This is a genomic window from Chryseobacterium defluvii, assembly GCF_014204415.1.
Taxonomy (GTDB): Bacteria; Bacteroidota; Bacteroidia; order Flavobacteriales; family Weeksellaceae; genus Chryseobacterium; species Chryseobacterium defluvii_A.
Window position 1 is genome coordinate 158,698 of the sequence record NZ_JACHLE010000003.1, and the last position, 21,725, is coordinate 180,422.

Annotated in this window: 20 protein-coding genes; 5 read left to right on the top strand and 15 right to left on the bottom strand. The window is 35.4% G+C overall.

The features are described 5' to 3' along the window. Nucleotides 1-104 precede the first annotated feature (104 nt). The 3 genes from HNP38_RS12315 to HNP38_RS12325 all read right to left on the bottom strand — a co-directional run bounded on the left by HNP38_RS12315 (nucleotide 105) and on the right by HNP38_RS12325 (nucleotide 4,927). Complete coding sequence (locus tag HNP38_RS12315; RefSeq protein WP_184189928.1) at nucleotides 105-1,724, bottom strand: helix-turn-helix domain-containing protein; 1,620 nt, start codon at nucleotides 1,722-1,724, stop codon at nucleotides 105-107. A gap of 534 nt (nucleotides 1,725-2,258) precedes the next feature. Next, nucleotides 2,259-2,468, bottom strand: coding sequence for a DUF4262 domain-containing protein (locus HNP38_RS12320; protein ID WP_184189930.1), 210 nt, complete (start codon nucleotides 2,466-2,468; stop codon nucleotides 2,259-2,261). A gap of 722 nt (nucleotides 2,469-3,190) precedes the next feature. Next, nucleotides 3,191-4,927 (bottom strand): helix-turn-helix domain-containing protein, encoded by a 1,737-nt coding sequence (locus HNP38_RS12325; RefSeq protein ID WP_184189932.1) that lies wholly within the window; start codon nucleotides 4,925-4,927, stop codon nucleotides 3,191-3,193. Nucleotides 4,928-5,204: 277 nt separating this feature from the next. Here HNP38_RS12325 and HNP38_RS12330 point away from each other — a divergent pair, with 277 nt between their 5' ends. From HNP38_RS12330 to HNP38_RS12345, 4 genes are all read left to right on the top strand, one after another. Continuing rightward, on the top strand, nucleotides 5,205-5,453 hold the full coding sequence (locus HNP38_RS12330) for a hypothetical protein (RefSeq protein ID WP_184189934.1): 249 nt from the start codon (nucleotides 5,205-5,207) through the stop codon (nucleotides 5,451-5,453). Between the two features lie 259 nt (nucleotides 5,454-5,712). Next, nucleotides 5,713-6,468: a hypothetical protein gene (locus HNP38_RS12335; protein WP_184189936.1), complete on the top strand. Its 756-nt coding sequence runs from the start codon at nucleotides 5,713-5,715 to the stop codon at nucleotides 6,466-6,468. Between the two features lie 132 nt (nucleotides 6,469-6,600). After that, on the top strand, nucleotides 6,601-8,109 hold the full coding sequence (locus tag HNP38_RS12340) for a DoxX family protein (protein ID WP_184189938.1): 1,509 nt from the start codon (nucleotides 6,601-6,603) through the stop codon (nucleotides 8,107-8,109). A 31-nt stretch (nucleotides 8,110-8,140) separates the two neighbouring features. Beyond that, a complete protein-coding gene (locus HNP38_RS12345) occupies nucleotides 8,141-8,395 on the top strand; it encodes a DUF6520 family protein (protein ID WP_228461067.1) in 255 nt (84 codons plus the stop codon). A gap of 31 nt (nucleotides 8,396-8,426) precedes the next feature. On the opposite strand, the gene HNP38_RS12350 is transcribed toward HNP38_RS12345, so the two are convergent. From HNP38_RS12350 to HNP38_RS12360, 3 genes are read right to left on the bottom strand one after another with little or no spacing between them, the layout of a single operon-like run. Then, a complete protein-coding gene (locus tag HNP38_RS12350) occupies nucleotides 8,427-11,003 on the bottom strand; it encodes an alpha/beta hydrolase family protein (protein ID WP_184189943.1) in 2,577 nt (858 codons plus the stop codon). Continuing rightward, entirely contained in the window at nucleotides 11,003-12,457 is a 1,455-nt protein-coding gene (locus tag HNP38_RS12355) for a RagB/SusD family nutrient uptake outer membrane protein (RefSeq protein WP_228461056.1), read from the bottom strand. The genes HNP38_RS12350 and HNP38_RS12355 overlap by 1 nt, the downstream gene beginning before the upstream one ends. Before the next feature lie 11 nt (nucleotides 12,458-12,468). Next, on the bottom strand, nucleotides 12,469-15,336 hold the full coding sequence (locus HNP38_RS12360) for a SusC/RagA family TonB-linked outer membrane protein (protein ID WP_184189945.1): 2,868 nt from the start codon (nucleotides 15,334-15,336) through the stop codon (nucleotides 12,469-12,471). Nucleotides 15,337-16,000: 664 nt separating this feature from the next. Between HNP38_RS12360 and HNP38_RS12365 the strand changes: the two genes are divergently transcribed. After that, entirely contained in the window at nucleotides 16,001-16,366 is a 366-nt protein-coding gene (locus tag HNP38_RS12365) for a helix-turn-helix transcriptional regulator (protein WP_184189948.1), read from the top strand. A gap of 224 nt (nucleotides 16,367-16,590) precedes the next feature. Here HNP38_RS12365 and HNP38_RS12370 read toward each other — a convergent pair whose 3' ends face one another. The 9 genes from HNP38_RS12370 to HNP38_RS18015 all read right to left on the bottom strand — a co-directional run bounded on the left by HNP38_RS12370 (nucleotide 16,591) and on the right by HNP38_RS18015 (nucleotide 21,599). Continuing rightward, nucleotides 16,591-16,926, bottom strand: a complete 336-nt coding sequence (locus HNP38_RS12370; protein ID WP_184189950.1) for a hypothetical protein — start codon at nucleotides 16,924-16,926, stop codon at nucleotides 16,591-16,593. A 150-nt stretch (nucleotides 16,927-17,076) separates the two neighbouring features. Then, nucleotides 17,077-17,412, bottom strand: coding sequence for a hypothetical protein (locus HNP38_RS12375; RefSeq protein ID WP_184189952.1), 336 nt, complete (start codon nucleotides 17,410-17,412; stop codon nucleotides 17,077-17,079). 19 nt (nucleotides 17,413-17,431) lie between these two features. After that, on the bottom strand, nucleotides 17,432-18,181 hold the full coding sequence (locus HNP38_RS12380) for a hypothetical protein (protein ID WP_184189954.1): 750 nt from the start codon (nucleotides 18,179-18,181) through the stop codon (nucleotides 17,432-17,434). Nucleotides 18,182-18,246: 65 nt separating this feature from the next. Continuing rightward, a complete protein-coding gene (locus HNP38_RS12385) occupies nucleotides 18,247-18,750 on the bottom strand; it encodes a hypothetical protein (protein ID WP_184189956.1) in 504 nt (167 codons plus the stop codon). A 5-nt stretch (nucleotides 18,751-18,755) separates the two neighbouring features. Continuing rightward, nucleotides 18,756-18,977, bottom strand: coding sequence for a hypothetical protein (locus tag HNP38_RS12390; protein WP_184189958.1), 222 nt, complete (start codon nucleotides 18,975-18,977; stop codon nucleotides 18,756-18,758). 121 nt (nucleotides 18,978-19,098) lie between these two features. Beyond that, entirely contained in the window at nucleotides 19,099-19,602 is a 504-nt protein-coding gene (locus tag HNP38_RS12395) for a hypothetical protein (RefSeq protein WP_184189961.1), read from the bottom strand. A gap of 77 nt (nucleotides 19,603-19,679) precedes the next feature. Then, nucleotides 19,680-20,183, bottom strand: a complete 504-nt coding sequence (locus HNP38_RS12400; RefSeq protein WP_184189963.1) for a hypothetical protein — start codon at nucleotides 20,181-20,183, stop codon at nucleotides 19,680-19,682. Between the two features lie 6 nt (nucleotides 20,184-20,189). Next, a complete protein-coding gene (locus HNP38_RS12405) occupies nucleotides 20,190-21,017 on the bottom strand; it encodes a hypothetical protein (protein WP_184189965.1) in 828 nt (275 codons plus the stop codon). Nucleotides 21,018-21,407: 390 nt separating this feature from the next. Continuing rightward, nucleotides 21,408-21,599, bottom strand: coding sequence for a hypothetical protein (locus HNP38_RS18015; RefSeq protein ID WP_228461057.1), 192 nt, complete (start codon nucleotides 21,597-21,599; stop codon nucleotides 21,408-21,410). Nucleotides 21,600-21,725: the final 126 nt, after the last annotated feature.

Below are 21,725 nucleotides of genomic sequence, written 5' to 3' on the forward strand. Positions count from 1 at the left end.
ACGTACTGACTCTGATTACATGCAAAACACTCCCTGAATTAATAATTCAGGGATAATAGAATTTGTAAATAGATGAAAATCAGAAACTTAAAATAAATCAAATTTTATTTATCTGCAAACACTTCTGACTCTTTGGAAAGGAATTTAATAAAATTGGAAGGGGAAACTCCTATGTAATTTGAGAAAGACGTCGTAAAAGTATTATGTGATGAGAAGCCGGATTCTTCCGCAAGATGGCTAATCTTATATTTGAGATACTGAGGATCGTTTTTCAGTTTATTGACAATATAATTTACTCTCAGTTCATTAATATATGAATTGAAATTTTTGTTTTTATTTGCATTGATCGTTGTGGAAAGATAGGCTGTATTGGTATTGAAAGATTCTGCGAGAGACGATAGTGAAATATTCTTGTTTTTAAAACCTTCTGAAATTTCAAACGCATATAATTTTTGGAGGATTTCTTCTTCTTTATCCTGTGGAACGGAGAATGTGTTCTTTTCAATGACTCCATGTGCCACCGGAGGTACAATAGGTTCTTTCTTTTGAAGCTTTTCAATAATTTTTTTATAATTGGCATATTCTTTCTTCGATTTTCTATGATTCCTGATTCCCAAGAAAATAGAAATCAATAGTAATATTCCGATGATGAGTGCAGTAATGATAAGATTTCTTTTGGTCTTAAAGAAAGATTCTTCTTTGGCTTCCTGGATTTTAGTCGTTTCTGTATTGATATTTTGCTTTTCGCTAAGACCTATTTTTTTGCTTAATTCATTATATTTCTTTTGATGATATAATTCTTTTTCAGCATTTTTTGTAGATGAATAGGTAAGAGCAAGCATTTCATGAACGTCTCTTTGAAGATAAATGTCTTTCACTTTTTCTGATAATGAAAGTACATTCAGGTATTCTTTTAAAGCCAATTCATCATTTTCTTTTGTGAAATAGAAATTACCAAAATTAAAAGCCAGATAAGCTTCACTTTTCTTATTGGGAAATTTCTTTTCGTCTTCTCTGGCTTTTGTGAGTATTTCAAAAGCTCTTTTCATTTCTTTTTCAGACCTGTTTTTCTTTTTCAAATAAGTATTAACAATATTGTTGGCCGACATCTGCTGATAAAGTACATTATCTGGTGTTTGTTTCAAACGCATTGCATAATGATAGGCAAGTTCATTATATTTTATAAGGGAATCACTGACTTCCATTTTTTGATCATATATATAAGATCTTGTATCATAAGTAAGAGCTAAGATTCTGATATTATCATTATTACTTTCCTTTTCTACCCGAGATTTCATGAGCGAAACAGCCGCATCGTTTGTTTGAATTGCCTGATTGAATAATCCCAACACCGAATATTCCCGTGAAATAATGTTCGACATATCTACGGAATAATTGATCTTGTCCAGATTTTCATATGTTCTCTTCGCAGTTTCAGCATATTGAATGGATTTTTTCTGGTCTCCTTTCATGGAGTATATTTCTGCAAGTAAAGCAGCAGTATGAGCAAATGTCAGGTTTTTGTCTTCTTCTGTGGAGTGATATACTTTATCTGCCAATTGCAATGCCTGATCTGGTTTTTCATAAATCAAAATTTCCGCCCGCTTTCGCATTTGTTCCATTTTGTCAATATGAAGTTCTTTATCCTGAGCAGAAATTTTATTCACCCAAAGTAACAGTATAAAAAGCAGCGTAAGTTTGGAAAGCTGGAAATTAATTTTCATAAGTTGTTTTGGTTTTGCATAATATCATCAATAAAATTTTAAAGGAAAATTGTATAAGCCTACTAAGTTCATATAGAGCTATTCCTTTTTCTATTGACTTATCTTTTTACATGGATAAATTTAAACAAATCCACAAATAAAATAAATACCACGAGAAAATTTTAGAGCCTATAAAAAAGTAATATGCATAAACCAAAGAAATCAGAGATATAAAAAGTGTCCATCAGAATTAAACTTAAAAAATAACAAACTGCCCGACCTTAGAGTGGGAACGCAAAAAGACTTTCCTGACCATCGGAAGGGAAAGTCTTTTTGCGTTCAAAATGGTTCAACTCCTTTGATAAATGCAATTACTCACTGCTCATGTCTCTTTATCAAACCAGTTGCTGATTTTGTTTAATTTAATTTGTATCATTGAGCACCTGTCAAAAAGATGCTTTTTTATATTATCTCTTCAAAAAGATCATTGGTCTTATATAATTTACCTTCAGTGTTATGGTAGATAGTGATTTTTCGGAGGCTGAAACCGTAGCTCTACAAACAGGCATAATTAAGAATAGAAGCCATTACATCCGTTTTTAAACCAAAGCAAATAAGTTCAGGATACCTAAATTTTTCATACAATCCTATTGTATATACAAATTTATCCGCCTCAATTAAAGCTAAATGACAGCCATATTTTCCAATATTTTCAAGGATAATCTGTTTAGCTTCCTGATCGTGTTGTGCATGTTCGTCTATCATAGGATTGATTGATATCTAAAGAATGCTTTTACTAACATATAAAAAAACTATTGATTAGAGATACAGGAAAATATAAGGTTCATTTCCAATGAAGATGTTGGCGCGATGAAGCTACTTGTTATTGCACAAAGTGGAGACAGACTAAAAGATTTTATTGATATATACCCGTTGTGCATTTTGATAATTTTAGGTCAATAATCATCGTTTAGAGTTAATCTTGATTACAATTAACTATTAATGATTAATAATTTGATTTAAGAAATCTATTTTAACTTATCTTTTCGATATTATTTTCACTAAAAATGTCTTAAAAAAGAGATTTTACTTCAAAATGCACAACGGGTTAAGTAATAGTATTTGCAATAAATAATATAAACCTGTGAATATATGATTATAGTATTAATGGAATATATACTGATGTAATTCAATAATTACACATTTATATAGTTACACTATTGAACTATTATATAAATGTATAACTTCAAAGTAAATCAAACTGTACTTATATAATTGTACAATTAATTCAGATTTGTTTACCATTATTCGTGTTTTTTTGGAGGTGCAAGATGTCCTTTTGGACGTCCATTTTTATGAAAAACACCCATCAAAAGAGTATCCTGCCTTTTTACAAAAGGATTTAAATCACTCGGAACTCATGATTTAGCCAACCAAGATTTAGAAGCATTCTTTGGAATTGACTATATATTGACTACAAAATATTTTCAGGCAGATTTTATTGTAGCCTGAGATTTTTGATTAGCCTGTAATTCTGCTTTTCTCTTTCTTATAAAATCGGTAGGGCGTATTCCATTAATTTCATAAAAAAGGCTTGAAAAATTTTGCCTCGAAGCAATTCCACATTCCTCAGAAAGGCTTTCTATTTTGTAATCGAGATATTTTTTTTCATCAAAAAGAAGCTGCGTTATATATTCAATCCTCAGTTCGCTCAAATATTTGGTGAAGTTCTTTCCTTTGTATTCGTTAATAACATAAGAAAGATATTTATCATTGGTATTAAACTGCTGAGCTAATTTGTAAATAGTAAGCCCTTTTTGAATGAATCTCTTTTTATCTTCAAATACTTGAAGCTTGTGTAAAAGTTCTTCTATTTTATCTTTAGCGATCTCGTATTTTTTACCATCTTCGATCCTTACATTAATAACTGGTTTTGAAGTCTCTTTTTTTATTGTCATGAGTTTATTTTCCAATGCCAGGTACTGCCGACGGATTTTCTTTTCTCGCTTATAACGAATACTTAAGGCAATAACAAGGCTGGAAGCGAGGACCATTAGCCCACTATTGATAAGGGTTCCTTTGGAATTTGCTTTTTCAAGTTTCATTTTTGCCTCCTGTAAAGTACGGGTATCAAATTCTTTATGAATTTTATCTATGAGATAAACATAATCTTCACCAAGGATTTCATCTATTTTTAATAACCGGCTCATGTAATAGAGCTGTTGCTTTTCTTTATTTTGTTGTTGATAATGTTTAATTAATAATTCATAATTTTCCCGGAGCTCAGGTAAAATAAAATGGTAATTTTGGAAAATTGAATCTACTTTATGAAAATTATCTATTGCTTCCTTGGTCTTACCCTGGGCTAAAAAGGATTTTCCCATATAAAAATAAATGATGGGCTCCCAGCTAATATCTGAATTTTTTCTGATTTCAGGAAGTGATAGACTAAGTTCTTTTAGAGCCTGTGTATAATCTTTCTTTCGATAACTTGCAATCCCTTTACACTTCAAGAAATAACTGTGTTCCAGTAATAAATCATTATCAATAGAAGTATGCCTCAATCCCATTTCGGTCAAAGAATCTGATATTTTATAATTTTTTAAATTCCTGTGGCAAACAGCCATTTGATGAAGAGTATTATAATAGCCTTTGGTAATATTATATATTTCATTGGGGTGCAATTCTGCCACGAGTTTAGATTTAAAAAAAATACGGCATTTTTCAAATAGAGCTAAAGCATTCTCATAATAACCTAAATAGCTTTTCACAACACCTATATGGTACAATATTTTATGTTTAAAATATTCATCTTTAGAGTGCTTAGAATATTCAAAAGCCACCATATATTCATCCAATGCCTTTTTAAACTTCTTATAATTATAGTAATAAACAACACCTTTACCTAGATGGGCAACACTTATCAGATCATTATTCCCTGAAGATTTAGCAGCAAAAATAGTACTGTCCGCATACATCAGTTTCTGTTCTTTTGTAACGGAATACATTACCGCATCTTTATAACCCTGGAATAGCCTCTGATAATTCTTTTCCTGTTTAGCTTTTGCTATATATAAATTAATATGAGGCAGTGCTCTTATGTCACTATCCAGATAGTTTTCATACTTCTTACGAAGTTGCACATATTCATTGAAGTCACTTTTTTGAGAAAAAACAACTGCAAAACACAAAAATAAGATAACAAAGTAAACTTTTTTGTCCATTAACGTTGATGTGAGGTGGGTGAAAGGCTATCAAAATTACATAAAATATATCATTTCTTTTTTATGGAAATTGATTTGAAATGATTTAACCTTAATTAACTGTATTTTAATAATATATATTTGTTTATTGATGTTATTTTTCCCGAATTAGCACGTCGCGTTTCCCGAAAGGTGCCCATAAATTCTTTTTCTATCGAACAAGACCTTATAATTTCGAAAACAGAATTCTAATAAATATTTCAATCCGGCCGGAGATAACTTTTAAATAGCAAAATTAATGAAAGAGTTAATCTCAATTTTAACGATTATTCTGTTGATTATATCCGCTCAATCATGTAGAGGAGAAGATATCACAGAGGAGCCATTTTACTTGGAAACAAAAAAAAAGACAGGAAATGCTTTACGCGATAAGAAAATGGACAGTGTCATAATTATTCTAAATGATTCGAAACAAGAAACATCACCTGCTGATGGGGAAACTGAACCACCACCTAAAGACGGTATAAGGTGGAAAGTTAAACAATAATATAACGATAAGAAATTAATTTTTCAAAATGGAACTTATACACTCTAATCAATCATTTTAGCCAACATGAAGTAACCTGAAAAATGATATTCGGGTTACTTTTATTTTTTTCCTTGACGTAAACGAATTACAGAATATAAGCGCAACAGCTCGCATTGTTACATTTTGAATTCAGTTCTTTTAACCTAAATATTTATGTATACCTAATAAAATGCACATCTATCAGCTTGCTATCATTGATCAAAAACTAAAAGAAGCAATGGTTAAATTTTCATTGCTTCCGGTTCATACTTCTATTTTTGATGCAGCTCTTTTTGAACAGCTTTTGGATGATAGTAGGGTTCTAATAAAAACATATATTTCGTTACTGAAATCATTACAAATTTTAACTAAAGAAAATCACTACTATAAAGTACATTCTCTAATAAAGCATACTGTCAACGGAGCTGAAGCTGATGGGACTATTGATCCGGATTACCTTACAGCGATCCAAAATCTTGTTTTGCCGCATTTGGTTGGCGATTCCTCTGATAAAAAGCAAATATTTCCAATCCATATTCATTTCACAACAAATACAGAAGTCTATTTATTTTCGGGAATTAGCCTATATAAGCAGGATGAATCAATAGTATACAGCTTATTACATGAAATGTCAATGCCTGTGAACCATATAAGTTATACTTCCCATGCAAAGTGCAATTACCTTTTGAATATATTTTATGCAGAGCAGTATAATGAAAAACAAAGCATTCATACCTTATATCCCTGGTATAATATAAGCTACCGGCAGTTTAGGAAGGATTGCAAAATCTGCCTGGGAACCACCTTCTACAATTTTTTTATTAAAATGAAAATGCTTAATGTACTCGATGACATTATGCTGACCAATCTATCACTAAAGGAAATAGCCCATAAAAATAATTTTTCTAGCTACATTGCAATGCACCAGCTATTTAAAAGAAAATACAATTTCCCATTATACATAATTCCAAGAATATTAATTGGATCGAACTGACAATTTTTCGACAAAGTGTCATTTTTTACTATGTTTTTGTCATTTTTTACTATGTTTTGGACAAATTATATAATAGTATAATTATATAATTATCAGAACTTTACACCACTAACTAATCACCATAAAATTAATATGAAGAAAAAGTTCTCTTATCATTTTCCTGGTATTGTAGCCTATTTTTTTGTATTGCTTTTCGTATATGCTGCGTTAAGTAAGCTATTAGATTTTGAGGCTTTTCAGGTACAGTTAGCGCAGTCACCACTATTAAGTGCATATGCCGGATTCATCTCTTATGCTGTTATTATTGTTGAGCTCATCATAGCAGCATTATTATGCATTAACAGTATGCGTTTAGTAGGGCTCTACGCATCATTCGGGCTAATGGTGAGCTTTACCATATACATTTATCTGATTTTAAATTTCAGTGATTTTGTGCCCTGTTCATGCGGGGGAATCCTGGAAAAGCTGGGATGGACGGAACACCTGATCTTTAATGTAGCATGTATTGCTCTTGCATTGGGAGCCATTATCATTTTGGAAAGGCAAAGAGCTACAAATTGGCAGCGTTATCTTATTTTCTCCGGAACCATTGGAGTTATTAGCTGCGGATTGGTGATCTTTTTGTTCATCAGTTCGGAACATATCATGAAGACAGAGAATAATTTTACCCGGCGTTTTCTTCAGCATCCAATGGAAGAGGATAAAAAAATGGACTTGGGAGCGAATTCTTACTATTTTGCCGGAACTGCTGATAATAATATATATTTGGGTAACTATACAACCCCTCTTATCTTAACTGTGATTGATACAGCCCTAACCTCTAAGGCATCATCAACATTGGTTATAGACCACAAAAACCACCCGTTTCGGTCAATACAGATACAGGTGCAGAAGCCTTACTATTATATATACGATGGCAATGTCCCTGTTATTTACAGAGGTGAGCTTGGAAAACAAAATGCTAAAACGATCAGCTATAAGGATGCGTACTTCAACCAGATCATTCCTTTGGATTCTGCACGCTTCGCCATCAGGACACAAAGTAGCGAAACACAAAACCGTGTACTGGGCATTCTGGATCTTCAGAAAGACCCAAAAGTGAAGCTGTATCCCCGTTTATTGGAAAAGCAAAAGGACGGGGTCTTCGACTCAGATGGTAAGATGGTTCGGGACCCTGTAACTGGTAAAATCTTGTATACCTATTTCTATCGCAACCAGTTCATAGAAATGGACAGCGAACTCAATATAGAAAGAAAGCTTCATACGATTGATACCGTTACCAGGGCACAAATACAAGTAACGCAACTGAAAGACGGACAGCACAAAATGAGCGCACCGCCCTTAACAGTGAATAAAAATATGGTTGCATATCGCAAGCTCTTGTTTAATGAATCTAATCTAATGGGAAAACATGAATCCCGAAAAGCCTGGAAACAAGCAGCCATTGTAGATGTGTACCGTACCGACCGGCAGGAATATGTGGGAAGTTTTTATGTCTTCAACCGCGGGAAGGATAAGATGTCCCATATGCTGGTTACCGATAGGTATTTCTATATCCTTATCGGAAATGAAATGGTCAGGTATCGGTTATATCCGTCCCTTACCCGGCATTTCAGCACAGGGAAAGCCGAAAACCTGTAAAAGAGTAGGCATAACATCAAAATCTTTTTATATGAAAAAGTTTATTTTGCCTGTCGTAGTTTTCTTAACAGGCGCAGGAGGTGCATTTGCATCCACCGTATCTAAAACCGCAGATTCAACAATGGTACCTGGCCACAGGTTTGACCCATCTGCATCAGAAGTGAAATGTATCGAAGTTGCCCAGTGCAGCACCATCGAAGGTGCAGAATGTACCTGGAACTCCGAAGTACTGAGAGAAAAAATCAATGACACTGCGTGCGGAGTACCATTGTACCGAGTTAACTAAAAATCTGAAGGGTGTCAAAAGCACCCTTCTTTTACTTATTGCTGATCCAGGTTCCAATTTTACTATCCTTCAGGTAAAAATCAAACCAATCCATTATCTTGTAGGTTAGGTCAATCTTAGAAGTCTCTTGCCACATACCATGCCCATCATCGGGATAAAACAATGCCACAACCTGCTTTTTATTCCTTTTTAACGCATTGTAAAATGTCCTGGTTTCTTCCCAGTTTACATTTTTATCCTGCATGCCGCACCATAAAAGCATGGGCGAAGTCACCCGATTGGCACCATACAGCGGATTATTCCTAAAATAAAGTTCCTTATCCTGTGAAAAGGATTTTCCCATTCTGTACTGCCCGGATTCATACCTCCAGAATTCCGGCATATGGTAACTTTCATTAAAAGTATGATAGACATGCACGATGTCGGCATTAGCTGCTCCGGAAACATAGGCTTTGAACAAATTTGAATGGGTAGCAATAAAATTAGTCTGGTATCCTCCAAATGACTGTCCTATAAGCCCTACGTTTGAAGAATCAATAGCTTTATTCTTTAGTACCGCTTTCATAGATGCTTCAACGGATTGCAGCGCAGAAATTCCCGGGCCCTCCTTGCCGTAAGCAATATCCGGTAAAAAGACAAAATATCCCTTTTCCTGTAATAGCCTCACATTAAAGCCCAGGCTGTTTTTATAAGTTGGCCGCCAGTATTGTGAGCTTAGGTGGTGCTGACTCTCATAAATATGTACCACCATCGAATAGATCAGCGAAGGACGGTAATCTCTTGGATAGTAAAGCAGCCCCTTTAATGGAGTATTCTCAGCCCCAATATATTTGATGACATCCATTCTTACCTTTGAGATTTTAGTATCCTGTGGATTGCTTTGATAGATCACTTTACTTTTATTATCCTTTGTGATTACGACCCGAGGCGGCATATTGTAGTTTTCCTGTATATATGCAAAGGTGCTGAAATAAGGATTGTACAGCAGGGAACTTATTCTGCCATCGCTAGGTGGAACGATATATCTTTTATTCCCATGCAATCTCTCATATCCAAACCGATTATTTATTTCATTCCGATATTCTACGATCAGTGGACTCTTATCATCGATCACCGAGCGGTAAAAGCCGTAATTGGCTAAGAGTGACTCCCTTTCTCCATCTATGAAACGGTATTGGAATCCTTTAGTCATTCTGGTTAATGGTTTAAAGCTTCCTTTCCGGATATCATAATACCAGAGAGCATCATTCCCACCAAAAACAATTCCTTTACCATCCCGGGTAAAGTAAGGTTGCCCTACTCCATTTTTTGAGATAAGGGTTATTTTCCCATCAGAAATCTGGTACAATTTCCAGCATTTATTTCCGGGGTAGAGAAGATACTCTCCTTTTGCCGAGGTGTATAATTCAGTCCCTACAGTATCTATTTTTGCGGACGTACTACTGATTCTGTCATATACAGAAATCAGCAAAGAAGGTGTTTTTTCGGTATAATCTTTAAGCTCACCGGGGTTAAAAGCCAGGAAATACCGCTGGTTATATAAGGGAATGATTTTTTGAGATCCATTGCTATCATTCAGATTTTCAAGCTTTCTGCTTTCAGGTTCCCAGAAATACTGCTTTTCCTGGAATTGCGGTAAAAATTTCTCTTCAAGATTTGTATCATCACCGTACCAGACCTCGGGTGAAGGGTTCTTCGTTTCAGTCTTATTGTTGATGGTGCTTATGAAAAATTGTTTTCCCTGCCCAATGCTTTTTACCGTAGCGTGATGAAACAACAGGCTTTCGTCCAATGGATAACTCTTAAAATCATTCAGATCTGTGCAGACTATTTTCATGTACCCGGTGGGGTCTTTTTCGAAGCTGATCAGACTTTTTGTATCTGAAACAACATGCAAACCTTCAATGGGCCTGTTAGTTTGATACAGCAACTGTTTCACAAAACCGGATAATCTGAAAACACTATACCATTTATCTTTTTTATTCTCACTTGCTTTTTCCTGTACTGTATAGAGATCGGAATTATCTTCCATTACATAAGCTGTAACATCTTCCAAGACCCGTAAAAGGTTTCCTTCCGCTGAAAACCATGACAGGGAATTCTTTTGTGAGGTATCAGACCATAACAAAAATTCTCTTCCGTTTTTAAGAGATTCTATTTTTTTTATTTGAGTAAAAACTGTACCATTGACAAAAATATTACTTTCGCTATCTTTCTCATGCACTTTTCCTTTCTTTTGTTCTCTTAAGCTCAGGTATTCCGCATTTCCATCTTTATCCAACAGCAATATTCTGTTATTGACGAGAAACTGTAAATCAGAAATATGGGTTCTTTTAAGGGCAATGGATTCGGGGACATCTGTTCTTAAGATTATGAGCGTGTCTTCCCCGCTGTCCATCACTTTTTTTACTGCCACCCATTTTCCGTCCGCTGACATTTTGAGCAGCTGGATTTCATGGGATTCTGAGGTCAGCTTTTGGAGAAGATTGATATCTTTTACTTTGAGGTCCTGTGCTGAGAATAGAGGCAACGGTACAGGCAGCCACTTCAGCACATAAAGTAAAAGCAGCGTCATAAGAATCATGAGCAAGCGACAGACTGTTTTCATTAGTATCCCGGGTTTTGCGGATTAAGGTTAGCATTCAGCAGCAGCTCTTTTTGAGGCAGTGGCCATGCCGTATGATAGCTTTTCCAGTTAGGCTTTATAGTAACCAAATCCCCAAGGCGGTCAAACCGTTTTAAGGTCATGAACCTTTGTCCCATTTCTGCAAAAAACTCTCTTCTGATCTCCAGCAGCAGTTCCTGAAGAAAAGCATCTTTTGTCCAGCTTCCCGTTAGCGGTGGACTGCCGGCTCTTTGCCTGATGGCATTGAGATAAGGCAGTGCTTCCGTTACCTTGTTTTGCCGGGCTAAAGCTTCTGCAATAATTAGGTATGCTTCCTCTATCCTGAAAATAATGGAATACTCATCGGTGTTTCCTGAAAGGTTTTTATACTTTGCCGCACGGTACCAGGTGTTCTGTGAAACGGTAACAGAAGTCATCCATGCCTGTCTTCTCAGATCAGCAGGGGCAAAAATATTAATCAGGTTTGTACTAAGGGCATAGGCATTGGGGGCGGCCCCTGAAAAGTAATACAGGGAAGCCTCTTTGGTAGAATCACCGGAATTCAACGGTTTTAGCTGCCAGAGAATATGTTTACCTCCCTTTTTGAAGACCTTGGTAATATCCTGTTCCAGCTGGTAAAGGGAACTTTGAATGATATTTCCTGTTAATTGTTCTGCCTGGGGCCATTTCTGCTGAAGAATATATACTTTAGCCAGTAACAGCTCCGCCACCTTTTTATTGGGATAAATCCGCTCGGTATTGCGGTAGGTATCCGAAAGTAAGCTGACGGCAAGACTCAGATCAGCCTCTAATTTCTGCAATAAGGCTTCCTTAGTCAGCTTTGATAAATGGCTGTTGATTTGATAGTCTGTTGTTTCCGTATATGGAATCTCCTGATAAACCTGCTGTAAATAAAAGTAGATAAGGCTTCTCACTAAAAGCGCTTCCCCTTTAATCCTGTTTTTATCTTCCGTCCCCAGAGATACAGAGCCATTTACACCCACGATAATGGAATTGGCAGCGTAAATTTGCTGATACGCTGTATTCCATGTTTTTTCAATCATCGGGTTGGTAGGAATCTGTTGGTTCTGGTAGAGTTCCAGTGCTCCGCTATTGTTATTAACATAATAGCAGTCCAGATCATCCGTATAGGTTCCCAGCACAGCCCCCATGCCATCGCTTCCACCTGAAATAACAGATGAATTCAAAAGTCCTGAATATAAACCTGACAGGGCGGCATTGGCACTTTGCAGGTCTTCAAATACCTGATGGGTCCCGATCTGGTTATCCGGGTCATCGACTTCCACCAGCTTGTCGCACGAAATTGTGATGAGCAAAAGGAAAATAAAAAAGAAAGGTATTTTTACTGCTACAAAAGCCATTGGGAGCATATTTCTATCATTTACATTTAATTCAATTATAGGTGTAGTCCTGAGATTGATATTATATTTTTTCATTTTCTTAGTTTTTAAAAGTTAAGCTGGATTCCAAAAGAATAGGTTTTGAGAGGGGGTAAGAAACCGGTAAGGACAAATTCAGGGTCGAGCCCGAAATACTTAGTCCATGTCAGCAGGTTTTGACCCTGGAAATAAATCATGGCATCTTTTACAATCCCGTTTTCAGGCTTAAGCCTGTAGCTTAGCTGAATATTTTTCAAGCGGATGAATGAAGCATCACCAATAGCTGCCGTACTGGTCTTAAAGAAGGTTTGCAGAGCGGTTTTCTGGGTGTCAGCCCCTGAAGTATAGGGCATATAGCTCCCGTTCGGATTCGCCTGAGACCATACATTGAGCAGCTCTACAGGCTGATTGTTCATCGTTCCCGGAGTAGGCATATAGTTGTGGTAATTCCAGTTCCTTTGCTTAACAAATTGTAATAAAAAAGAGAATGTCCAGTTCTTATACTGGAGCTGGTTCTGTAACCCTCCAAAATACCGGACCCCTATTCTTTCGACCACCTGGTTATCATCCGGAGAAGTGATTTTCCCGTCACCGTTAAAATCTTTAAACCGGTAGAGCCCTGTACCCGGGTCTATCCCTTCATACTGATATACTTTGACAATAGAGACAGGATATCCTATGACATATTGATTGGCATAGGTTGAACCTTGCAGCCCCGGAAAAGAAACAAGCTTGCTGGTCGGAACGCTGATATTAAAGCTGGTATTCCATTTGAAATGAGAAGTTCTTACCGGAAAAGCACTAAGGTCAAATTCAAATCCCTTGTTTTCAACCGTTGCCGGAAGATTGGCCTGAATGGAGCTGAAACCTGTCGTTCCCGGCAGGGGAACCCCTACCAGCTGGTTGGAAGAGCGGTTCCTGTACCATGCTGCCAAAAGGTTGATACGGTCTTTCAGGAAGCCTAATTCTACAGCAGCTTCAAGCTTTACCGTTTTCTCCCAACTGAAAAGCGGGTTGTACAACCGTGAAGGGTTCAGGACGGTAATCCCGCCATAGCCTGTCCCGGAAACGGTATAAGTATCTAAATATTGATAATCGCCGATCTTATCACTTCCTGTAGTCCCGATGCTGCTCCTGAGCTTTCCGAAGCTCAGCCATTGAGCTTCTTTAAGAAAACGTTCGTTAGAGAACAGCCATGCTGCTCCTACAGCCCCAAAATTAGCAAAACGCTTTTGCGGTCCAAACCTGCTGGAGCCATCCCTTCTTCCGGTGATATTGAGAATATACCTGTGTTTATATTGATAGTTGATGCGACCGAATAAAGCGGCATATCTGTACTCATTGCCTGCTTCGGTAATAATTTTGGTTTTTGCGGCGCCGATATTGTGGATCAGGGCATTGCTTTCAAACCCATATCCCTGGTTCTGGGACTGGTAGCCTGAATCCTGCTGGAAGGTTCCTCCTGCAAGCACATCGACCTGATGGTCTCCAAAGGTATGCTTCCAGCCAAGTTGCGGCTCAATAATATACGAGAAATATTGGCGCCTGTTTCTTAAGGCTGAAGAAGTAGCGCTGGTTAAGCCATAGGATGGATTGTACATCGTATGGGGTAGTAATGAATATTCTTCAAATGCCCTGTAGTTGATTCCCCCATTGAGTTTAACCGATATTCCTCGGTATACCTCATAGCTCATATTGACATTGGAGGTGAACTGCTTGCTGTCGTTAGAGTATGTGCTTACAAAGGGTGCAATGGGATTATCAAAGGTGTTGTTTTCCCAGTTGATACTGCCATTAGGTGTATATAATGCCGGGGCATTCGGGCTCAGGAATATTGATTTGTTGGTGATCTCCTGGTTCAGCATATTATTAGTCTGGAAGGAAATCAGGTTGGATAGGTTAGCGGTAAATTTCCGGTCTTTGGACTGGTGGGAAATACTGCTGGTGATATTATTTGTCTTGTAACGGAAAGAAGCAGGAAACACGGTGGTCTGCTCATTGTGGCTGCCACTTACTAAGAAAGAAGTCCCTTCATTTCCGCCACTGACAGAAACCTGCGTGCTTATCGTTTCAGCGGTGTTTCCAATGAGTACCTTTTGCCAGTCAGTATACCGTGACTGATTCCAGGCTCCATTGATATCATAGGCGGTGGCTGGAAAAGTGGTAATCCCGTCGTTAGCATAAGCCTGTTTACGCATGCGGATATATTCCTCCGTATTCATCATCTTCATTTTGGATGCAGCCCGGCTTAAGGCATAGCTGGTATTGATGCTAAGCTGTGTTTTTCCTTTCTTTCCTTTTTTAGTAGTAATCAGGATCACCCCATTCGCTCCCCGGGAACCGTAAATAGCCGTAGCATCGGCGTCTTTCAGGATTTCGATATTTTCGATATCATTGGGATTGATGCTATTTAACGGGCTGATGGAAGAATAGGGCATAATGCTATTGGAATAACGAGACGGGTTTTCCGAGCTGATCACGACTCCATCAACAATATACATCGCGTTATTACCCTCCCTTCTAAGGCTGTTTTTGCCCCGGATCTGTATATCAAAGCCACCACCAGGGACTCCGGAATTCTGGGTGATATTGACACCGGAGACTCTGCCCTGCACAGCGGAAAGTACATTAGTTACAGGCTGGTTTTCGATATCTTTTGCCGATACTTTTGCTATGCTTCCAGTGCGCTCCTTATCTTTGACTTTATAATAACCTGCATTAAGCACTACTTCTTCAATGCTACTTACTTTTTCTGAAGATGGCTTATTTGAAGGAGATAAAGTGTCAGTCTTTTTCCTGAGTACAGTAGCTTCGGTGGTATTGTTTCTGGAAATCGTATCTGAATTTTTCCACTCCTGTGCATGAAAAGAGGCGCCTGCTACCGTCAGCATAAGGGCAAAAGAGATGCCTCCTATGCTGGTATAGGATTTTTTCATAAATTTGTTGGGTTTAATAAACTTATTATAACTAACTGCTCTTTCCTGCCAAGCGGCCAACTTTAAAGGAAAGGGCTTTTTTATTTCTTACAGTACAAGATGTACCAGCCTTACGTATCATTATAATAGGTGCTACCTGTTTTCATTTTATGGTCTTTTATGGTTACATTGTGTTTTTAAATATTGTCTAGGAGGAAGTTTTGTGATCTCCCAAAACCTCCAGCCTAAACACATCATAAAAAATTAATATGAATGAAATTTCTCTTTTTTAGCTTTTAAGCCCTCAATGGATGTATCGCCATTGTGTCCAACCTAATCTTATACTTTATAGTAAAAGCAGCTTAGAGAAACATAGAGAAGGCTGACAGTAATGGAAATAAAACGGCGTGGAGCTCTACATTATCCGCAATAGGGGTACTGGCATACCTTGCACACAGATAAAGAGAGCCCACGCCTAGGTCGTGAGCCTTCTACTTATCCTCTTGTGTGCTTAAAACTGCCAGTTTTCTATTACAAGATTCTAAGCGAATGCTTCTATTATTATCAATCGTTGAAGTTTCGCAAAATTACATTTATGTAACTTATTTCACAAATATAATAAAAATATTTTATTCGATACAAATTTGTATCGAATAAAATTTGAAAATATTCCAACTTTTACTAAATGCAAGAATATAGTAACGAGGAACTTGACGCATTAGCACTACAAATTGGGTGCATAGTGAGGGTAGAAAGATTAAGAAAAAAACTTTCTCAGGAAGAGTTAGGTTTATTGATAAGTTCAAATAAGACGACTATTGGAAGACTTGAAAGATATGAAAATTCTACAAGTTGGAAAATTTTGTTTAAAGTTTGTCAATCATTGAAAATCGAATATAATCCATTGTTTGTACTACAACCATTGGAAATCATCTTGTCAATAATCAAAGACGCCTACAGTCTCGAAGAAAAACTAACTGCTGAAAAAGAACAATTCTATGTAAATTTAGAAATTGAAGCAAAAGAAAGATTTAAAAAAATTAAACGATAACATAGGCTAAAAAAGACATTATCATCTCGCTTCGTGAAAGTGCCAGTTTCTGTCCGAGATTCTAAGCAATAGCTATTAAATGTAAATATCTTTTTCTTGGCATCAAAATTTCGATAAAAATATCCGTCATAATCTTCAAAACTCTTTATAATATCTCTTCAATAAATAAAGCCGCCTCAATACGAAAATTGAAGCGGCTTTATTTATTACCGATTGAATAATAATTATTTACTGGAAAACCTATCTTCGTCAGGATACCAAAAGAGATCTGAACTAGGTGCCATAGTTCCATTTTCATAGGCTTTTATCTCATTTTCTAATATGCCTGCAGTACCAAAACCAACTACTCTCCCTGTTCTGTTCTCTACTAAAAAGGGACCTGCACCTACCAAAGTTTTATTAAAATTTCCTGTTAAAATAGTTTCTTTAGAATTAAAGGAATAAATGTTACCATAAGGTTTTTTAATAATATCATCATATAACATTGGCTCAATATTTTCGTCTACTATTCTTCTTATAAAACGTTCTGCTATTGCTAGCATTTGTTTTTCTGTTAACATAAAATCAATTTTTAAATTATTACTTACTTTCTTTTGAATATTTAAACTCTCTATAAAGCAATCATACTCTATTATTTGACCATCAAATCGTATGAAAATAACAAAACAGCAGGAATTTCCTGCTGTTTTATTGAAGAATTAAAATTCGTATTATTTATAATCAAACCTATCTTCATCCGGGTACCAATAAGTGTCTAAAGCTGTAACTAATGTTCCGTTTTCATAGGCTTTTAGATAATCTTCTAATCTACCAGCAGTACCAAAACCAACTACCCTCCCTGTTCTGTTCTCCACTAAAAAGGGACCTGCACCTACCAAAGTTTTATTAAAATTTCCTGTTAAAATAGTTTCTTTAGAATTAAAGGAATAAATGTTGCCATAAGGTTTTTTAATAATATCATCATATAACATTGGTTCAATATTTTCGTCTACTATTCTTCTTATAAAGCGTTCTGCTATTGCTAGCATTTGTTTTTCTGTTAACATAAAATCAATTTTTAAATTATTACTTTCTTACTTTTGTGTATTTAAATTCTAAATAACCTCTTTGAAGATAGTTACGAGCTTTACTGCTACTTGCATCATAAATTACATATTCGCCCGTTTGACCATCAAATAAATGTAATTCTCCATCCTTTTTCATCCCTACAAAAAAATGACCATTGGTGGATTCTCCAAAAGTTCCTTTTATGCGAACCTTCTCTTTAATACCATACACTACAACGATGTCTCCTTCAGCCATTAATTGTTTCATTCTTGGAATTGTTGAAGGCTGGAAACTTCCTCCTCCGCATTTTGCAGCTACTACTTCTATGTCTTGCATTCTTGAAGGTTCAGCCAATCGTAATTTCCCTGTTCTCAAAAACTCAACTACAACTTCTGCGGTATTACCACAATTTTCGTAACCTACTTGTTTCACAGCATCACCTACCGATTTATGGTTAAAATAAGGCATCGCCTCTTTTATATGATCAAAAGGTTTTGCAGTTATTTTTGAGAATTGTTTTAACCCTTCTTCAAATGCTCTTACCTCCTTCTTAACTGTTGTTGCTACTATAGATTCACCATATGCACCTCCTTCATGCTTCAGTTCCTCTAAAACTTCGCCCAATCGCTTTTGGTTCTTCTTCAGATTTCTATAAAATTCTAAAACCTTTTTATCGTTAGGTGTACCCTGTATCAGCTTTTCACCTTTATATACTAAAGCATATTCTTTCTCTCCAATCTCTACTAAGATAGCACCTTTTTCATACAACGGTAAAAAGCTATCATACTTTCCAAAAGCAAAAGCCTGTTTTTACACAGGCTTTGTTTAATTTACTATTTACTTTTTAAACATTTATCGTAAACTTCTAAATAGCTTAAAATAGCTTTGGCAACAGTTTCATAGGTACCATCAAAAGGAATAGGAACATAGTCATCATATCCCAATTCTTCATACCATATTTCTTCGTCTTCCTCACGAGTTGATACTTTTTCAATAACTTCTGTTTTTCCTACAATAGCTGTGTTTGCACCTTTGAAAAGAGCCCAGTTGGTTAAACCTGCCGGTTTACATTCTTCTAATATTCTTCTAATATTAGTGTTAATTACACTTAATAAAAAAACTTTTTCGTTTATATTCTCTTTTACAATTCCATTTCCACTTTCTGGGATTGTAAAACCCATTGGCAATAGATAATATCCATCAAAATTGGGATCTATTTTATTTACAGTCTCTACCGAGTGTCCCAAAATATTGTTTAAACCTTGAATAAATTTATCTAAATTATCTACTCCTACGGGTTCAATATTTTCTATTTTTAATAACTTTACTAGTATCATATTCTTTATTTTACATATTTAACTTTTACTTCGATATTGTAATCTATATATAGTTTACTCTCCCAAGATAATCCATACTCTTTCATAAATGCTTCATAAGAACCATTAAATTTTGGATTAAGTGAAAAATTCCCTGTTTTTAACTGCTTTACCGTTTGATATATTCCTTTACCTGTAATTCTGCCACTCATAACCTCATAGCCAACCTGTGTCATTACTGTTTTCATGTATTCATTGCTTGGCGCGGCTAAAATATCTACCGAATCAAAATTGCGAATAATTTTTCCTCTAGTTGCCCAAATAGATATAACACAAAAGCCTATTTTTACATAGGCTTTGTTTAATTTACTATTTATTCTTCAAATATTTATCGTAAGCTTCTAAATAACTTAAAATAGATTTGGCAACAGTTTCATAAGTGCCATCTTTCAGGAAAGGAATGTATTGGTCATAACCTAAATCTTCATACCATATATTGTCACCTTCCTCAAGAGTTGATACTTTTTCAATCACTTCTTTTTTACCTATTATCGATGTTCCCGCTCTAAAAAAAAGTGCCCAATTCGTTAACCCAGCTGGCTTGCATTCTTCTAATATTCTTGGAATATTGGAATTAATAACACTTAACAAAAAAACTTTTTCATTAATATTTTCTTTCACAACTCCATTTCCACTTTCTGGGATTGTAAAACCCATTGGCAATAGATAATATCCATCAAATTTGGAATCTATTTTGTTTACAGTCTCTACCAAGTATCCCAGAACATTGTTTAACCCTTGAATAAATTTATCCAAATTATCTACTCCTACGGGTTCAATATTTTCTATTTTTAATAATTTTATTGGTATCATAATTTTCTATTTTACTTTTACTTCAATATTGAAATTCATATAAAGTAAAAAGCCTACATAAAAGTAGGCTTCGTTTACTATTTATTTTTCAACCATTTATCGTAAATTTCTAAATAACTTAAAATAGCTTTAGCAACAGTTTCATAGGTATCATCATAGGGAATTGGAACATATTGATCATACCCTAATTCTTCATACCATATATCATCGTCTTGCTCACGAGTATATACTTTCTCTATTACTTCAGTTTTTCCTACTATCGCAGTACTTACATTTTTGAAAAGTTGCCAGTTGTTTAAGCCAGCGGGTTTACATTCTTCTAATATTCTTCTAATATTAGTATTAATTACACTTAACAAAAAAACTTTTTCATTAATATTTTCTTTCACGACTCCATTTCCACTTTCCGGAATTGTAAAACCCATTGGCAATAAATAATATCCATCGAAATCGGATTCTATTTTATTTACAGTCTCTATGGGCTGACTTAAAACATTATTTAAACCATGAATAAATTTATTCAAATTGTCTACTCCTACTGGTTCAACATTTTCTATTTTTAATAATTTTATTGGTATCATAATTTTCTATTTTACATATTTAACTTTTACTTCGATATTGTAATCTATATATAGTTTACTGTCCCAAGATAATCCGTACTCTTTCATAAATGCTTCATAAGAACCATTAAATTTTGGATTAAGTGAAAATTTTCCTGTTTTTAACTGCTTTACCGTTTGATATATTCCTTTACCTGTAATTCTGCCACTCATTGCCTCATAGCCAGCCTGTGTCATTACTGTTTTCATGTATTCATTACTTGGCGCGGCTAAAATATCTACCGAATCAAAATTGCGAATAATTTTTCCGCCAGTTACCTGATGGATAAAAGCTGCGGTATCCAAATTCTGTATCTGAGACATTTTTACCATTTGTATTTCCCCTTCAGCAATATTCAATAATTTCATCTGCCGCAAGGTAAAATAAGCCTGAGTAGGAATTCCTTTCCCTTGTACCAATGGTACTTTTACATCTTCCACCCATTTTGGTAGATCATTTGCAAATCCATGATTAAAAGTAAATATCTTTTTCTTGGTATCAAAATTCCGATAAAAATATCCTTCATAATCTTCAAAACTAGTCACAATTCCTCTACCGTATTTAGGATCAAATTCCTCAATATCTTTAAGACTTTCAAATCCTCTTGGCTTATGGCTTACCTCAATACCATCATACAGACCATCCACATATCCCATTCTTCCATTTTCGTATTTAATGGTCTGGGAAGTTTCTTCAAGAGTATCTTCTAATTTTTTTGAGTTTTTAGAAATTTTCTTCTTCAGATTTCGGTAAAACTCTAAGAGTTTTTTATCATTAGGTGTTCCTTGTATCAGCTTTTCACCTTTATATACCAAAGCATATTCCTGTTCTCCAATTTCTACTATTACAGCTCCTTTTTCGTATAGTGGTAAAACGTTATCATATTTTCCAAAAGCAAAAGCTGTGGCTTTAGAGATTTTATCACTATTGTATGCTAAAATCTTCAGGCTTATTTCTGTATTGGGTTTCAGGGTGTTCTCCCTTTACAGAAGACTTCCAAAAAACAAAAACCGCTCAAGAAATTGAGCGGCTCGTTTTTAGGTTTCTTCTACTCCTTTAGAATTATTTATAATCAAACCGATCCTCATCAGGATACCAATAAGTATCTAAAGCTGTAGATAATGTGCCATTTTCATAGGCTTTTAGTTGCCTTTCTAATATTCCCGCAGTACCAAAAGTAACCACTCTTCCTGTTTTTTTTTCTACTAAAAAAGGCCCCCCCCCATTAAAGATTTATTAAAATCACCAGTTAAAATATACTCTTTAGAATTAAAAGAATAAATATTCCCATATGGTTTTTTAATAATATCATTATATAACATTGGCTCAATATGTTTACTTACTATTCTTCTGATAAAACGCTCTGCTATTACCTGCATTTCTTGATCTGTTAACATAAAATCAATTTTTAAATTATTACTTACTTTCTTTTGAATATTTAAACTCTCTATAAAGCAATCATACTCTATTATTTGACCATCAAATCATATGAAAATAACAAAACAGCAAGAAATTCCTGCTGT

Coding starts and splice junctions, on each gene's coding strand:
- HNP38_RS12315 (WP_184189928.1), bottom strand. CDS start 1,724: ATGAAAATTAATTTCCAGCTTTCCAAACTTACGCTGCTTTTTATACTG.
- HNP38_RS12320 (WP_184189930.1), bottom strand. CDS start 2,468: ATGATAGACGAACATGCACAACACGATCAGGAAGCTAAACAGATTATC.
- HNP38_RS12325 (WP_184189932.1), bottom strand. CDS start 4,927: ATGGACAAAAAAGTTTACTTTGTTATCTTATTTTTGTGTTTTGCAGTT.
- HNP38_RS12330 (WP_184189934.1), top strand. CDS start 5,205: ATGAAAGAGTTAATCTCAATTTTAACGATTATTCTGTTGATTATATCC.
- HNP38_RS12335 (WP_184189936.1), top strand. CDS start 5,713: ATGGTTAAATTTTCATTGCTTCCGGTTCATACTTCTATTTTTGATGCA.
- HNP38_RS12340 (WP_184189938.1), top strand. CDS start 6,601: ATGAAGAAAAAGTTCTCTTATCATTTTCCTGGTATTGTAGCCTATTTT.
- HNP38_RS12345 (WP_228461067.1), top strand. CDS start 8,141: ATGAAAAAGTTTATTTTGCCTGTCGTAGTTTTCTTAACAGGCGCAGGA.
- HNP38_RS12350 (WP_184189943.1), bottom strand. CDS start 11,003: ATGAAAACAGTCTGTCGCTTGCTCATGATTCTTATGACGCTGCTTTTA.
- HNP38_RS12355 (WP_228461056.1), bottom strand. CDS start 12,457: ATGAAAAAATATAATATCAATCTCAGGACTACACCTATAATTGAATTA.
- HNP38_RS12360 (WP_184189945.1), bottom strand. CDS start 15,336: ATGAAAAAATCCTATACCAGCATAGGAGGCATCTCTTTTGCCCTTATG.
- HNP38_RS12365 (WP_184189948.1), top strand. CDS start 16,001: ATGCAAGAATATAGTAACGAGGAACTTGACGCATTAGCACTACAAATT.
- HNP38_RS12370 (WP_184189950.1), bottom strand. CDS start 16,926: ATGTTAACAGAAAAACAAATGCTAGCAATAGCAGAACGTTTTATAAGA.
- HNP38_RS12375 (WP_184189952.1), bottom strand. CDS start 17,412: ATGTTAACAGAAAAACAAATGCTAGCAATAGCAGAACGCTTTATAAGA.
- HNP38_RS12385 (WP_184189956.1), bottom strand. CDS start 18,750: ATGATACTAGTAAAGTTATTAAAAATAGAAAATATTGAACCCGTAGGA.
- HNP38_RS12390 (WP_184189958.1), bottom strand. CDS start 18,977: ATGAAAACAGTAATGACACAGGTTGGCTATGAGGTTATGAGTGGCAGA.
- HNP38_RS12395 (WP_184189961.1), bottom strand. CDS start 19,602: ATGATACCAATAAAATTATTAAAAATAGAAAATATTGAACCCGTAGGA.
- HNP38_RS12400 (WP_184189963.1), bottom strand. CDS start 20,183: ATGATACCAATAAAATTATTAAAAATAGAAAATGTTGAACCAGTAGGA.
- HNP38_RS18015 (WP_228461057.1), bottom strand. CDS start 21,599: ATGTTAACAGATCAAGAAATGCAGGTAATAGCAGAGCGTTTTATCAGA.